This window comes from Streptomyces mirabilis (genome assembly GCF_018310535.1).
Lineage (GTDB): Bacteria > Actinomycetota > Actinomycetes > Streptomycetales > Streptomycetaceae > Streptomyces.
This window is the reverse complement of the sequence record NZ_CP074102.1, coordinates 4,601,542-4,616,240: the sequence shown is the minus strand read 5'-3', so window position 1 is coordinate 4,616,240 and position 14,699 is coordinate 4,601,542. Positions and strand designations below refer to the sequence as shown.

At 71.1% G+C, this 14,699-nt stretch carries 10 protein-coding genes, 1 tRNA gene and 1 pseudogene; 6 read left to right on the top strand and 6 right to left on the bottom strand.

Going from position 1 to position 14,699, the window contains the following annotated elements:
• Positions 1–44 precede the first annotated feature (44 nt).
• Positions 45–1,553: an MFS transporter gene (locus tag SMIR_RS20480; protein WP_168492946.1), complete on the top strand. Its 1,509-nt coding sequence runs from the start codon at positions 45–47 to the stop codon at positions 1,551–1,553.
• On the opposite strand, the pseudogene SMIR_RS20475 reads toward SMIR_RS20480, so the two are convergent.
• From SMIR_RS20475 to SMIR_RS20465, 3 genes and pseudogenes are all read right to left on the bottom strand, one after another.
• Positions 1,542–1,922: pseudogene (locus SMIR_RS20475) on the bottom strand (GNAT family N-acetyltransferase); the annotation flags it as partial. The gene SMIR_RS20480 and the pseudogene SMIR_RS20475 sit on opposite strands and share 12 nt — an antisense overlap.
• A complete protein-coding gene (locus SMIR_RS20470; protein WP_249938630.1) occupies positions 1,823–2,965 on the bottom strand; it encodes an aKG-HExxH-type peptide beta-hydroxylase in 1,143 nt (380 codons plus the stop codon). The pseudogene SMIR_RS20475 and the gene SMIR_RS20470, both read right to left, overlap by 100 nt.
• A gap of 458 nt (positions 2,966–3,423) precedes the next feature.
• The gene (locus SMIR_RS20465; protein WP_212727212.1) at positions 3,424–3,594 is read right to left on the bottom strand and encodes a hypothetical protein; all 171 of its coding nucleotides are present in this window, start codon (positions 3,592–3,594) and stop codon (positions 3,424–3,426) included.
• 195 nt (positions 3,595–3,789) lie between these two features.
• Here SMIR_RS20465 and SMIR_RS20460 point away from each other — a divergent pair, with 195 nt between their 5' ends.
• The 4 genes from SMIR_RS20460 to SMIR_RS20445 all read left to right on the top strand — a co-directional run bounded on the left by SMIR_RS20460 (position 3,790) and on the right by SMIR_RS20445 (position 7,345).
• Positions 3,790–4,092 carry a trypco2 family protein gene (locus tag SMIR_RS20460; protein WP_212727211.1) on the top strand — a complete coding sequence of 101 codons (303 nt, stop codon included), beginning with the start codon at positions 3,790–3,792 and terminating at the stop codon, positions 4,090–4,092.
• 3 nt (positions 4,093–4,095) lie between these two features.
• Positions 4,096–5,211 (top strand): effector-associated domain 2-containing protein, encoded by a 1,116-nt coding sequence (locus SMIR_RS20455; protein WP_212727210.1) that lies wholly within the window; start codon positions 4,096–4,098, stop codon positions 5,209–5,211.
• 131 nt (positions 5,212–5,342) lie between these two features.
• Positions 5,343–5,513 (top strand): FxSxx-COOH-like cyclophane-containing RiPP peptide, encoded by a 171-nt coding sequence (locus SMIR_RS20450; protein ID WP_168492960.1) that lies wholly within the window; start codon positions 5,343–5,345, stop codon positions 5,511–5,513.
• Between the two features lie 17 nt (positions 5,514–5,530).
• The gene (locus SMIR_RS20445) at positions 5,531–7,345 is read left to right on the top strand and encodes an HEXXH motif domain-containing protein (protein ID WP_168492962.1); all 1,815 of its coding nucleotides are present in this window, start codon (positions 5,531–5,533) and stop codon (positions 7,343–7,345) included.
• A 10-nt stretch (positions 7,346–7,355) separates the two neighbouring features.
• On the opposite strand, the gene fxsT is transcribed toward SMIR_RS20445, so the two are convergent.
• The 3 genes from fxsT to SMIR_RS20430 form a co-directional block, all read right to left on the bottom strand.
• Complete coding sequence (fxsT, locus tag SMIR_RS20440; protein ID WP_168492964.1) at positions 7,356–11,240, bottom strand: FxSxx-COOH system tetratricopeptide repeat protein; 3,885 nt, start codon at positions 11,238–11,240, stop codon at positions 7,356–7,358.
• A 391-nt stretch (positions 11,241–11,631) separates the two neighbouring features.
• Positions 11,632–13,053, bottom strand: coding sequence for a VMAP-C domain-containing protein (locus SMIR_RS20435; protein ID WP_168492966.1), 1,422 nt, complete (start codon positions 13,051–13,053; stop codon positions 11,632–11,634).
• 174 nt (positions 13,054–13,227) lie between these two features.
• Positions 13,228–13,304 (bottom strand) — tRNA-Thr (locus SMIR_RS20430).
• 225 nt (positions 13,305–13,529) lie between these two features.
• Between SMIR_RS20430 and SMIR_RS20425 the strand changes: the two genes are divergently transcribed.
• Complete coding sequence (locus SMIR_RS20425) at positions 13,530–14,666, top strand: ABC transporter ATP-binding protein (RefSeq protein ID WP_054232444.1); 1,137 nt, start codon at positions 13,530–13,532, stop codon at positions 14,664–14,666.
• Positions 14,667–14,699 lie beyond the last annotated feature (33 nt).

Genomic DNA, 14,699 nt, shown 5'->3' with positions numbered 1-14,699 from the left:
TCCGGAAAGATGCGATATATACCAATTCATGGTCTTCTAGGCAAGTGAGCCGCACCCGATCAGGTGAACGCGGCGCCCCTGCAACCCCCGAAGGCGCCGACTCCCGCCGCTGGTGGGGCCTGGTGATCATCGCCCTCGCGCAGCTGATGGTCGTCCTCGACGCGACCATAGTGAACATCGCGCTTCCCTCCGCACAGCGCGCTCTGGGCATGTCCGACGGCAACCGGCAGTGGGTCATCACCGCGTACACATTGGCCTTCGGCGGCCTTCTGCTGCTCGGCGGCCGGATCGCGGACCTCGTCGGCCGCAGACACACCTTCGTCTTCGGCCTCATCGGCTTCGCGGCCGCCTCCGCGATCGGCGGCGCGGCCACCAGCTCCGCCATGCTCTACGGCGCCCGCGCCCTCCAAGGCGCCTTCGCCGCCGTCCTGGCCCCCTCCGCGCTCAGCCTGCTGACCACCACCTTCACCCACCCGAAGGAGCGCGGAAAGGCCTTCGGCGTCTACAGCGCCCTCGCGGGCAGCGGCTCGGCGATCGGACTCATCATGGGCGGGCTGCTGACCGAGTACCTGAACTGGCGCTGGTGCCTGTACGTCAACATCCCCATAGCCGTCGTCGGGGTCTTCGGCGCGTTCGCGCTGCTGCCCGACCCCCCGGGCAACGCCCGCGCCCGGCTCGACATCCCCGGTGTGCTGCTCGGCTGCGGCGGACTGGTCACGATCGTCTACGGAGTCAGCGAGGCGGAGGCGCGCGGCTGGACGGACCCGCTGGTGCTGGCCCTCCTCGCGGGCGGAATCGTGCTGCTGACCGCGTTCGTGTACTGGCAGACGAGGGCCCCGAGCCCGCTGCTCCCCCTCCACATCATCAAGGACCGCACGCGCGCGGGCTGTTTCCTGACGATGGCCCTCGCCGTCATCGGCATGTTCGGCATTTTCCTGTTCATGACCTACTACCTACAGGTCGTCCTCGGATACTCGCCCGTGTGGGCGGGCCTGGCCTTCCTGCCCATGACGGCCGCGATCGTCATCTGTACGACGCAGATCTCGGCGCGGCTGCTGCGCCGCGTGGCGCCGCGCGTGCTGATGGTCCCCGGAGCGCTCCTCGCGGCCTCCGGGATGCTGTTCTTCACCCACCTCACGGTCGACGCCGACTACGTGGGCCGGCTGCTGCCCGGTCTGATCCTGATGGGCCTCGGCATGGGCCTGATCTTCATGCCGGTCTTCGCCACCGCCACCGCCGGGGTCGCCCCACAGGACTCCGGCGTGACCTCCGCGACCGTCAACACCTCACAGCAGGTGGGCGGTTCGATCGGTACGGCCCTGCTGAACACCATCGCCACCACCAGCGGTGCGGCGTACATCACCGCACACCTCGCCAACCCCGCCCGGAAGGCCCTGATCGTCCGCGAAGGCGTCGTGCACGGCTACACGGTCGCCATCTGGTGGGCCGCCGGAATCATGCTCCTGGCCGGTCTGGTCGCGGGCCTCATGGTCACCGCGCGGACCCCCGAACACGCGACCGCACCGGCCCCCGTGCCCGAGTCAGTCCCCTGAACCCGGCTCCCCCAGCCGCCGCAGCGCCCCGTCCGTCAGCCGGTACACCGTCCACTCGTCCTGCGGACGCGCGCCCAACGCCTCGTAGAACTCGATGGAAGGCCGGTTCCAGTTCAGGACCGACCACTCCAGACGCTCGTACCCGCGTTCGACGCAGATCCGCGCCAGCTCGGTGAGCAGCGCCTTCCCGTGCCCGCCGCCGCGCGCCCCGGGCCGGACGTACAGGTCCTCCAGGTAGATCCCGTGGACCCCGCGCCAGGTCGAGAAGTTCAGGAACCACAGCGCGAAGCCGACCGGTTCCCCCGCCGCCTCCGCGATGTGCGCGAACGCGGCCGGCCGCTCCCCGAACAGCGCCTCGTGCAGCTGCTGTCCTCAAGGCGCGCGCCGGCGACCACCGCGCCGGGGTCGTCCCGCAGCGCCGCGAAGCCCGCGGGGTCCGCCAGCAGCCATCGCAGCAGCACCGCCCGGGTGTCGATGCCCCGCGCCGGACTGCCCGGGACGGGCACGGGCACGGGCTCGTCCGCCGTCCTGGGCAGCGGGATTCCGTCGGACCAGGCTGTCGCGAGGGCGCGGAGGGTCCCCGGCGCGGGCCGCAGATGGCAGGCGCGCCAGGTCGCACGGTGGTCGGCGACCGCCAGGGCCGCCGCGGACCGGGCCCGGGCGTCGACCGGTTCGTCCAGCCAGGGCTCGATGCGCCGCGTCAGCTCGGCCACCAGCCGCCGCCCCAGATCGTTGAGCCCGTCCGCCGAGCCCACGGCGCGCAGTGCGTACGCGGTCTGGCTCCGCCACAGCGCGAACTCGAACTGCCCGAGGGCGTGACCGCGCCGCCGCCAGAACGCGGTGACACCGAAGAAGGCGTACACACCCTGGAGCAGGCCGCCCAGGGGGCGGGGGTCGTCACGCCAGGGGGCGTAGTGGAGCCGGGCACCCTGGTCGTCGTACAGGGTGAACAGGTGCATGAACGCGCTGAGCTTGTTGTGCTGGAACTCGTGCACCAGCGTCGAGGCGAACTGCTCGGCGTCGTCCGGGGCCGATGCCAGGGCGGTGCCGAAGGCGTCGCCCGAGGACGCGCTGTGCGGCCGGAACCTCTCGGCGCGCGGACGGGGCACCACCGACACCAGCCCGCCCGCCAGCGCCTCGGCCACCTCGGTGTCGGTGCGCCGCAGGATGTCCCAGGCGGGGCCGAACAGTTCCTGCCACTCGGCGGCGGAGTCGATCGGTTCCACCCCGGCCGGTTTGCGCAGGTCGCGGTAGGGATCGGTGTCGTCCAGGAGCAGGGTGCAGCCGTCGGCGCGCAGCTCGGTCAGGGCGTGCCAGTCCGGCCCTTCGAGCGGACGCCCGGCGATCCGCACGGATCCCCCCAAGGCGCGGACCTCGACCACGTCCCAGTCCGCCCGGCCGGGCACCCGCATCGCCCCGAGCGCGGGCAGGACCACCCAGCCGTGGCGGACCGGGACGTCGGTACGGAACTCCAGGCCGGCGCGGACGGCCGCGGCGGCGGCGATCGCGTGGAGGTGTCCGGTGTCCGCCCAGAGGGGTGCGTCGTCCTGGGCCGTCCCGCGCAGCCGGCGCAGCGTGTGCGCCGCCCACACGCCCACGGCCGGATACGCCAGCAGGTCTTCCACCGCCTCCTTGGACACGGCCCAGGCGCGCGACAGCAACTTCCAGCCGTCCGCCAAAGGGGGCAGGGGGCCGGCCGGTGCCGTCGCGGCCGACTCCAGCAACGCCCGGACGACGAGCAGCCGCCAGCTCCGCTCGCTCACACGCAGACGGTCCACCGTCGCCGGGCTGCCTCCACCGGCCAGCAGTTCGTCGAACGACTGCGGTGACAGAACGTGGGGTCGGGCCGTCTGGTGCATCGGTCGTGCCGCTACGCGTCGCGCTGCGGGTTGTAGCCGCCGAGGCTGCTCGCGGGGTCGTCGATACGGCTGAGCAGCCGACGCATGGAGCCCCGCGCGGACGGCAGGTCCAGACGGGGCCACTCGTCCAGCGGAACGTCGCTGAGGTCGATCAGCTCGGACTCGACTCCGGACTTCTCCATGGCGGCGCCCCTGTGACAGTGAGGTGATGCGATCAATGCCTTACATATCACTGAATACGGCGTTTCCAGGGATTTCAGGCTACTTGGGTGACCCTATTGCATCAACGCCGTCACGCAGGGCCACAGCGCGGAATCGGCCCGGATCGGGTGACGGAAGGGCGGTGGGAGCACGCGCGGTGCGGGTAGGGACCGGGTGTGATTGAACTCGCTGAACTGATCGAGGAGTTGCGCAGGGAACTGACCGCGGCCCGGACGGCCGCGGAGGGGGAGGATCTGTACTTCGAGGTGGGTCCGGTGGAGCTGGAGGCGGCCGTGGTCGTAGAGCGGTCGGCGACGGCGGGCGGCAAGATCCGCTTCTGGGTGGTGGAGGCGGGCGCGGACGGACGGGTGGCGGACAACGTCACGCACCGGGTGAAGCTGACGCTCGACCCGCGCACCCACAGCGGCGGCGGACGAGCCCCGTGGGTGGGCGGGGTCGAGGCCGAACGAGAGCGCTGAGCCGTGGCGGCACAGGATCCGCGCCGCGGACTGGATCCGGTCCGGGTGGCGGAGGTGATGGTGCGACCGCCCGCGGGGCGGGGCCCCGGGCGGCGCGGTTCCGGCTACCGGGTGGGTCCCTGGTGGGTGCTCACCGCCGCACACGTCGTCCGTGACGCGAGCGCGGGAACCACCGACGTACGGTTCGAGGCCGACCGCGCCGACGAGTGGACCGTGGCCGCCCGGGTGGTGCTGGCCTCGGAGAACGCCGACGTGGCGCTCCTGGAGCTGGACGGATCCGCGCCGCACGGCGTCCACGCGGCCGCGACCGAACCCCCCTCGTACGGGGCCGTGCCCGACGCGGACGTCGTCCTGCCGTGCAGCGCGATGGGCTTCCCCCGGTTCAAGCTGCGCGAGGACCGGATGCGACGGCTCGACGACGGCTCGGCGTCCCAGTACCGCGACTCCTGCCACGCGACGGGCATGACCTCGGTGCTGTCCAACCGCCGCGAGGGCACGCTCGAACTCGCCGTCACCCCGCCCGAGTCGGACGCCGAGCCCGACCGGTCGCCCTGGGAGGGCATGTCGGGCGCGGCGGTCTGGCACGACGACTCGATCGTCGGCCTGGTCAGCGCGCACCACCGCACGGACGGTCTCGGACGCCTCGCCGCCGTCCGCGTGGACCGCTGGTACGAGCTGTTGACCAGGTCCGAACTGGCCCTGCTGCACGAGTGCGCCGGCCTGCCCGCGTCGGTGCCCGAGCTGCCCCGCATCCCGTCCGCACGGTCCGCCGCCGCGGTCCCGGTCACCCTGGCCGACCTGCGCGACGACCTGCCGCTGCGCGAACTCGACGGTCTGGTGGGCGCGTTGACGGCACTGCCGACGGTGAGCGACCGCACCACCCTGGCCCTGGTCCTGGGCGGCATCAACCCGGCCATCGCGGCCATGAGTCCGAGAACACCGGCACTGAGACCGGACGTGTTCGGAATCCTGCGGACCTGCCTTCGCTACCCGGGGACCTTGGACCAACTCCTCGAAGCGATACGGTTGATGGAGGGCGACTCCGCCGGGGTGGCCCGCATGGACGAAGAGGCGGTGGAGTTGTCCCGGCGCCACCGTCGAGCCGGTGAAAGCCGCTGACCTGATATCGCGCCGCCCCGCGGGTGCGGGGTTTCATCCTCGGCACGGCGGGCCATTATCAGGAGGATGTGAGCAGCCCGCATCCGCAAATGCAGCCGGGGGGAAGGGGTTTGGCCGTCATGGAGCCGTCTGTGGCCGCCGTCGAGTCCAGCCTGATCGATCTCGCGGGGGTATCTCTTGAAACGCTGCGCTCTATTGACAGCCGGGTCCTCGCCACGTCGCTGGAGGAACTGCAGCGAAGAATCGACCACCAGATGGCCAGCGTCAGCGGAATCGACGGCGGTGCCGAGCGTTTCGACTGACACCGCCGGGGTCGCTCGTGAGCGCTGAGCCGTCCCTGCCGCATCATCGCCTGCCGCCCGACAGCCTGGCCGAACTGGTCCGTGGTGAGGGCGGCCCGGCCACCCTCACCTCTTTGCTCGGGGCCGAACGCAGCCGTCGTCTGCTGCTGCTGAGGATGCTCGACGACGCCACGGAACTCGGCCCCGCGTGGGACCTCCTCAGCCAGGCGCAGCAACGCGCGCCCGCCCTTGTCGACGACCTGCTCATGTATCCGCAGACGGGCATGTGGCTGGCCACAGCGCTGCACCGGCTGCGGGGGACGGCATCCGGGGCGGAGCCGCCGCTATGGGTGGTGCTCGGCCACTTCTCGGCGCTCGCTGCGGCGGCAGCGCTACGCGCGGAGCTGGATTTCGGCATCGAGGTGCCGGTTCGGCACGGCCGGGTGCCACTGCCGACCCTGGGCTGTGCGGTGCTGCCCACGACCGAGCCATGGACGACGGCCACGGTGCGGGCCGAGGCCGGACGCGCCGTGGTGGAAGCGTCCGGGGCCAGGGTCGTCATACCGCTCCCGTTCGGCTCGGCGGGAGCGGAGTGGCATCCGGTGCGCCGGCTGACGGTCGGCCCGGCAGGCCGACGGCTCGAGATCGCACTGGACGACGTGGATCCGTACCGGACGTACCCGCAGCCGACCGAGCCACGTCCCCTGTCCGAGGAGGCCGCCGCGCACTGGCGGCAACTGCTTGAGCGGGCCTGGACGGTGTTGCTGGGAGAGCAGACCGACACGGCGGAGGCCATGCGGCGGAGCGTGTTCTCGCTGACACCGACAGCGGCCAGGGAAAGGTTTCGGCCACGCAGTGTGACAGCTGGGGAAGCCTTCGGGGGCATCGAGGCCTCGGAGCCGGACGACGCCATCGAACTGGCCGTCACCCTCGTGCACGAGTTCCAGCACACCAAACTGGGCGGACTGCTCCATCTGACGCCGTTGCTGACGGACAGTTCCGACGGCAGTACGGAGCTGTGGTACGCGCCTTGGCGGGACGATCCCCGGCCTCTTGAGGGGCTGCTGCAGGGCATTTACGCGTTTGTGGGGATCACCCGCTTCTGGCGCGCGCACCGCACGGCCGCAGCCGCGCAGACCGCCATGGCGCAGTTCGAGTTCGCGCTGTGGCGGACCCATGTGGCGACGGCGATGGAGCAGGTCCAGCGGCATCCGCGCTTCACACCGCTCGGCACGGTCCTGCTGGACACACTGCACGATCACTGCGCGCGGTGGCTGGCGGAGCCGGTTCCCGAGGAGCAACGGGCCCTGGCCCGGTTGTGCACCGACGACCACGTCGCGCGCTGGCGGGCACACCACCTGCGGCCCGCCGCGCCGGCGGTCGACGAGGCCGTACGCGCCTGGCTGGACGGGGCGAGCGGGCCGCCCGGTGCCCTGGCGGCCGAGCCCGAGGTCGTGCCCGATCCCTCGGCCCGCTGGCTGGACAGCCTGGCGATGCTCGTCCGCTACCGCCTCAGCGACACGGACGACGACCGGCCCTCGCCCGACTGGCCCGAGAAGGCGGCGGCCCGCGTCACCGGAGCGCTGACCGGCGACGCCCTCCTGGCCGCGGGCGACGCCACGGCGGCCCAGCACGCCTATCTGGCGGACCTGGCCGCGGAGCCCGACCAGGCCGGAGCCTGGGCCGGCCTCGGCCGCGCCCTCGCCGTGGCGGACACCGAACCGACGGCGGCCCACCTGCTGTGCCACCACCCCGAACGGGCGCGAGCGGTGCACCGCTCGCTGCGGCAGCTCACGGACATCCCACCGGACCCGATCCGCCTCGCCACCTGGCTCGGCTCGCCCCCGGCCTGACCCGGACGGATCACATCGGCATCGGGTCGATGTCGCAGTCGGTCCGCTTCCTGGCCCGGGCCTGCACGGTCGCCGGGTGGGGAGCGGACTCGGCAGACCTGAGGCGGGGCCCGTCCAGGACCCTCTCCATACGGGCCAGGGTGTCCGCGCGCAGCGCCTCGCCCGCCGCCTCCTCCCCGAGGGAGACCAGGTCCAGGGAGAGGTTCGCCGCACCCACCAACGTGGTCGGGTGGTCCTCACCCAGCCGCGTCCGGCACAACGCCACCGTCTTCTCGCCGAGTTCGCGGGCTTCCTCCACCCGCCCCAGCGCACTCAGATCGCTCGCCAGGTTGATGGCACAGGCCAGCACGATCGGATGGCTCTCGCCGAGGCGCCCGGTCAGTGACTCCAGCGCCGCCTCGTCGAGTTGCCTGGCCTCCTGCGCCCGGCCCAGCAGCCGCAGCGTCACCGCCAGGTCCACGTCGGCCGCCAGGACGTGGGGGTGGTCGTGCTGGTAGATCGTGCGGAAGCGCTCGCTGGCCTTCTCGCCGCGCTCCCGGGCGGCCTCCAGCTGGCCGTTCTGCCGCAACGCCACCGAAAGGGCGAGCGCGGCCGTCAGCGACTCCGGGTGCGTATCGCCGTAGCGGCGGGTGAACTGGTCGAACGTGTCGCGCGCCAGTTCCAGCGCGGTGGTGTGGTCGCCCTCCTTGCGGCAGGCCTCGCTCAGTTGCCGCACGGTCCGCAGAGTCGTGGGGTTACCGGCTCCGAAGGCCGCCCGGTAGCCGTCGGCGACCGCCTGCTGCAGCGACCGCGCGCCGACGTAGTCACCCGTCTCGCGCACGTCGACGGCGACACTCGCCTCGGTCACCAGTGCCTGCTGGTGATCGCGGCCGAACAGTCGTGTCTTCATCGCGTGCGTGTGCCGGTCCAGTTCCAGCGCCCGCTGGAACTCGCCGACCAGCCGGAGGCTCACGCCGAGGTTGTGAGCGGTGACCAGCGTGGTGGGGTCGTCCTCGCCGAAGGCGCGCCGAGCCCGCTCATAGGCCATCTCGTCCAGTTCGGCACCGGCACCGAAGTCCCCCTGGTGGCGGCGTACCGCGGCTTCGAGGTTCAGCGCCACCAGTGCGTCCTCGCGCGTGTCCTCCTGGTCCGCGGGCGCGGTGCGGTCGTAGACGTCCCTGAGCTGGGCCACGAGCCGGGAGGCGTCGTCGTAGCGCCCCACCATCAGGTACAGGAAGCCCAGCCACCAACCCATCAGAAGCGTCTGCTGGTCCTCCTCCCCGAACAGCCGCTGCCACACCTCCCAGGCCTGCTCCGAGAACTCACGGGCGACCTTGTGATCCCCCCAGTACCAGAGGTACTTGGCGACGTTCATCACGAGCTCGCGGACCCACGGCTGGTCGGACTCGACGGCGCCCGACGCGATGACATGGCCGTAGAGCTCGGCGTAGCGCGGCCAGTTGGCCGACTGGTTGGGTCCCTTGGGGTCGGAGGCGGCCAGAAGGGTGTGGGCCCCATTGCGCATGCGGTTCTGTTCCTCGGGGGTCATGCGGTTGATCAGCACGGCCTGCACCAGGCGGTGCATCTCGATCGAGTTGGTGCGGTGGTCGATGCGGGCGAGGGAGTAGCGGTTGATCTCCCGAATGGCGCGGGCGAGCCGCATCGGGTCGTTGAGGGCCCGGTCGAGTTCGGGGTCGATGCTGGAACCGCCGAGGCCGGAGAAAATCGAACGGGAGATGGGGTCCGGCGCGAAGTACGAGCAGAGCTGGAGCAGGCGCAGCGCGGCGAGGCTGCGCGTCTCCAAGTGGTCCAGAGAGACGTTCCACGCGGCCGCGACCGGAAGCTGGTAGTCCGGCGGCGGTGACACCTCAAGGAGTTCACTGCGCTTGTCCTCGAACAGGCGCAGGTACTCCGATACCGGCATCCCCGTCTCCGCGCGCCAGGCGGCGGCCTGTTCCAGCGCGAGCGGGAGGTCCCCGAGGGCATCGGCGAGGCGGTCCGCCTCGGCGTCGTCGAGGTCCCCGGGGGAACCGGAACGCCGCAGCAGCTCCTTGCTCTCCTCCCGGGTGAAGACGTCGACCTCCAGAGAAGGACCCACGACGCTCCAGCGCCGGTTGCGGGAGGTGACGAGGATGGTGCCGCTGCCGCCGGTGGGGAAGTAGTCGCGGACGCGTTCGGGACTGTCGGCGTTGTCGAAGATCAGCAGCCAGCGGGAGTACGGCCGCCCCTCGCGCAGCGCCTCGCGCACCGCGGGTCCGGCGATGTTGGCCTCGGCGCTGGTGCCCAGGCCGAGCCGCTGGGCGAGTTCTACCAGCGCCTGGCCGATCTGGCCGGGACGCTCGGCGGGGATCCACCAGACGACGTCGTACTCGGACTGGTGCCGGTAGGCGTACTCGATCGCCATCTGGGTCTTGCCGACACCACCCATGCCGTGGATGGCCTCGGGCAGCACAGTGGTCGTGCCTTCCTGAAGGCGCTCTCGCAGTCGTTCCAGAAGGTCCACGCGACCGGTGAAGTTCGGATTGCGCGGGGGAATGTTCCCCCAGATCCGTGGCGGCGTCGAGCGCGCGTTCTCCACCGGCTGCTGCGTGGTCGCCATGGTCGTGGCTCCTTCTGAAGTTGTCTCGGGCCCCCTCGGGGCGTGTGCGGCATCCCGGTGGGCCCGGGTGGCGGGGTCCTGGTGCCGCGTGTGGGTACGTGCGTCCTTGCCCAGGTTGACCGTGTTCCGCAGGTCGTACGCGCGCAGTGCCCGTGCGAGACGCTCGGCCTGGGGCAGGAAACGTCCGGTCAGGGCGCGCAGCGCGGCCAGTTCGATGCGCAGGAACGCCACGTTCCGCGGAGTCACGGGCGGCACAACGGTGGTCTCGAGGAGTTCGTCCGCGGCGGGCAGGATCGGGTCGGAGCCCTCCGGGACCGCCATCAGCACCCGTACGTCGTGCAGCACGCGGATGGTGTCCCGGCGGCGGGCCAGCGCCAATAACTCCTGGCGGATGTTCGGGCCGAAGGCGAAGACCACGTCGGCCGCGCGTTCGGCCTCCGCGCCCGCGGGCCGCACCAGACCACTCATCAGCAGCTCGGTGAGGTGGGCGGGTCCGGCACCCGGCACCGAGGCCGTCAGGGCGCTCATGACGGGCAGCGTCAGAGGAGCCGCCGCGAGGCGGGTGGCCAGCGCGAACGCGGTGGGCGAGGCGGCGGCCCGGAACTCCGAGACACGCTCCCACGGGGGTACGGCGCTGGCAGGGTCGGGCACGTCGTCGACCCAGGGCACGGCACGCGCGGCGTCCGGCCGCCGCTTCCAGTCGCGGGCCCGCACGCCCGACATCTCCACGCCCTCGGAGGCCCGGCCCGTCACCAGGTCGACCCAGCAGGTGAGGGAGTGCCCGGTCCGCTCCAGGACCGGGACGGGCACCACGCCGGCCCGTGCCGCCGAGTCGTCGTCCACCGGTTCGAGGGGTGAGGTGCGCAGCTCCCAGCCCAGGGAGTCGTTGGGCGCCCAGGGGCGCCCGGAGCCCAGGCGCATGCGGTAGACGTCCAAGCCGGTTCGGAACCAGAGCCGCTGGGGCAGCAGGTGCAGGACCGCGAGGGGCTCGGAGCGGCCCAGTTCGCGCAGCAGCGGCAGCACCGCGTCCGAACGCCAGCCCGCGGCCAGCCCGTCGGTCAGCACCAGCACCACCCGGTGTTCACCCACGGGCGGGGGCAGGTGCTCCAGCCGGATCCGACCCGGCTCGGTGTCGTCCGAACTCAGCAGACGTAAGCGGGTGATCGGGCCCAGCGCCTCCTGGCGGGCGAGTTCGTCGGCCAGTCGGGCGACCGTCTCGTCCCAGACCCGCATGGTCACGTAGTCGTCGACCACGAGCAGTACGTCCGGACGGTCCGCGGAAGAAGCCCGCCCGAGGCCACGCAGGGCGTGCGACACCACGCCGAGTGACGCATCGTCAGATGCCGATACGGATACCGATGCGGATGGTGGTCGTGGACCGTCGTCACACTGCATAAGCGCCCTCAGAGCGTCCGGTCATGCCCGACGACGGAGGGAGCACCGAGGAGGAGTCCCGCAGTCCGCGGGCATGCGTGACATCCACGTGCCAAGCCTGGCAGTGGTCTGCTTGCGGTGCAACATGGCAGGCCACAGGAGACGGTAGAAGGGTCCGAAAGTCAATCGCCGGGTGGTACTTGCCCCCTGGGGACAGCCGGTGGCGCTGTCTCGTCAATAGCCTGACAGTCGGCGTCGGCGTGTGCAAGACCGTGCGGCATCCGCCGCCGCGCGCCGGTCGGAGGCCTCTTCCGGGCCATGGGCACATGATGACCTACACCGGTCCGGGCGGACTCGGCTTGCGCTCGGGGTCGTCGAGCAGAATGGCCAGATGGCGACCCACGTGCAGGTCCCACGCCCCGGGGCCGAGGGCCAGCGCGTCCTTGCGCCACTCCCCGACCCGTTCCGCCAGGCTGCCCAGCCCCCGGTCCTGGAGTATCTCGCCGATGGCGTCCTTGAATTTCGGGTCCGCGCAGTCGTTGCGGTGCCAGATCATCGCGGGCACCCCGGCCCGTAGCCCGGCGAGAACCTCACGGCGGCCGGTGCCCGACTCGTCGCCCGGGGGCTGACTGAGTACCAGGCACACCGCGTGCCGGTCCTCCTTCAGCTCACGCTCCAGATGGAAGAAGTACGCCTCGTCCTGCGCCGGGCTGCTCCAGTGCGGGTGGCTGTCCGCCGGGCGCTCCCGCAGCTGCCGCCACTTGTGGTGCCAGGGCCGGTGCCAGGCGGCCCTCTGCAGGCGCTCGATGCTGCGCACCACCACCGGATAGTCCATGACCAGCGGGGTCGGGGCCTCGGAGCCGGACTCCTTCGACCACCACTCCACGGGCTCGTTCAGCAGCTCCCAGGGCAGGATGAACTCCAGGATCACCGGCTGCCGCAGGTCGGCCCACTTCTCCTCAGCCTCCTCGATCAGCCGCTCCACCGCGCCCGGGAGCTCCTCCCGGCCCAGGTGGACGGTCTCGCCGCGCACGGGATGCCAGCCCTCGGAGTCGGACTGGCGCCAGTGCGAGAGGTAGTACCTGTCCGGCTCGATCCGGTCCGGCTCGAACTGGATCATCAGATACGCCGGGACGAGGGAGGGCGCGGGCTGCGGAAAGTCCGAGTGCTGCCAGTCGGAGAGCAGGCCCTCCATGCCCAGGGCGACGGTCTGGGTTCGGTTGAAGCGGCGCAGCACCTCGGCGGCCTCTGGCTGGCCGTCCTCCATCAGCCGATCGGCCGACAGCGCCAGGAAAGCCATGCTGGGCGGGAGTTCACCGGCCGGGGAGTTCTCGCCCGCCAGCCGCAGGAAGACCTGCCACCCCGTCTGGCACCACCCGGGCAGCTCCTGGACGCGGGAGCGGCTCGCGCGGCGCGCCATGACGGCCAGATCCGTGGAGCCCATCGCCAGCAGGACGGGGCGCAGGTGACCGAGATCGGCGTTGTTGAAGAAGTCGACGGCCTCCCACTCGTCCACGAGCGGCCACAGCTCGGCAACCGTCGCCGACTGCTGTTCCACGTACTCCAGCGACCGCACCAGGCAGGCCAGGCCGTCACCGACGGCGGTGCACTCCTTCACCACCTGTAACAGCCAGGGCCGCAGCCGGTCCCCGCCGAAGGGTTCCACGGGCGCGGCCAGTTCACCGGCCAGCAGATCCCGCCAGACCTCGCGGCTGCTCGCCTGGCTCACCGTGGCCGACCCCTGCAACGCGTCCACGATGGAGACAATGAGCTCGTTGCGGACCCGATCCGGACTGCGCCCTCTCACCCCGTTACCTCCACACAGCTGGCGCGGCACCCTGATGGTGCCCAACAGGGTAAGGCCGTAAAGCGGGGCACGGCAGGAAAAAGCACGGGCATCACGGCGGGATGTCCGTGTTGTTTGCGCTGTTGGAGCCCCCTGTCGGATTCGAACCGACGACCTTCGCTTTACAAGAGCGGCGCTCTGACCAGCTGAGCTAAGGAGGCCTGCACGCGTGTGCCCGTGCAGTGTACCCAGGTCCCAGCCGCGCCTTCTCGAAAATTTCCGCGAAGTTCACAGCCCCTGGGCTACTGACAGACCAGGTGAACGCCAGGTACCGTCCTGAGCCAGTTCACTCTTGTGGACTACACCACCACGAAAGCTTCGCGGTGGACACCACCTTTACAACGGATCGTCCGGCACGTTCCTGCCGGTGAAGGGGGCCCCTCACCATGGCCACTGTCTCGTTCGACAAGGCGACCCGGATCTACCCGGGTTCCGAGAAGCCCGCCGTCGATGCTCTGGAGATCGACATCGAGGACGGCGAGTTCCTCGTCCTCGTCGGTCCCTCCGGCTGCGGCAAGTCCACCTCGCTCCGCATGCTCGCGGGGCTCGAGGACGTGAACGCCGGCGCCATCCGCATCGGTGACCGCGACGTCACGCACCTGCCGCCCAAGGACCGGGACATCGCCATGGTGTTCCAGAACTACGCGCTCTACCCGCACATGACGGTCGCCGACAACATGGGCTTCGCGCTCAAGATCGCCGGTGTCCCGAAGGCCGAGATCCGCCAGAAGGTCGAGGACGCGGCGAAGATCCTCGACCTCACGGACTACCTGGCCCGCAAGCCGAAGGCCCTCTCCGGCGGTCAGCGCCAGCGTGTCGCGATGGGCCGCGCCATCGTGCGTGAGCCCCAGGTCTTCCTCATGGACGAGCCGCTGTCGAACCTCGACGCCAAGCTCCGCGTCTCGACCCGTACGCAGATCGCCTCGCTGCAGCGCCGCCTCGGCATCACCACCGTGTACGTCACCCACGACCAGGTCGAGGCCATGACCATGGGCGACCGTGTGGCCGTGCTCAAGGACGGTCTGCTCCAGCAGGTCGACTCGCCGCGCAACATGTACGACCGCCCCGCGAACCTCTTCGTCGCCGGGTTCATCGGCTCCCCCGCCATGAACCTCGTCGAGGTCCCGATCACGGACGGCGGCGTGAAGTTCGGCAACTCCGTCGTGCCGGTGAACCGCGAGGCCCTGAAGGCCGCCGCGGACAAGGGCGACCGCACCGTCACGGTCGGCGTCCGCCCGGAGCACTTCGACATCGTCGAGCACAACGGCGAAGCCGCCAAGTCGCTGTCGAAGGACAGCGCGGACGCCCCGGCCGGCCTCGCCGTCTCGGTGAACGTCGTCGAGGAGCTCGGCGCCGACGGTTACGTCTACGGCAGCGCCAAGGTCGACGACAAGCTCACGGACCTGGTCGTCCGCGTCAGCGGCCGCGCGGTCCCGGACAAGGGCGCCACGCTGCACGTCGTGCCGCGGCCGGGCGAGACCCACGTGTTCTCGACCTCCACGGGCGAGCGTCTTTCCGACTGATCACTCCCTGATCATCGCGAAAAGCAAGTCGGG

What these genes read in the sequence shown, in the direction of transcription:
- SMIR_RS20470 (WP_249938630.1), bottom strand. Translation starts at nt 2,965, where the DNA reads ATGCGGGTGCCCGGCCGGGCGGACTGGGACGTGGTCGAGGTCCGCGCC.
- SMIR_RS20465 (WP_212727212.1), bottom strand. Translation starts at nt 3,594, where the DNA reads ATGGAGAAGTCCGGAGTCGAGTCCGAGCTGATCGACCTCAGCGACGTT.
- SMIR_RS20425 (WP_054232444.1), top strand. Translation starts at nt 13,530, where the DNA reads ATGGCCACTGTCTCGTTCGACAAGGCGACCCGGATCTACCCGGGTTCC.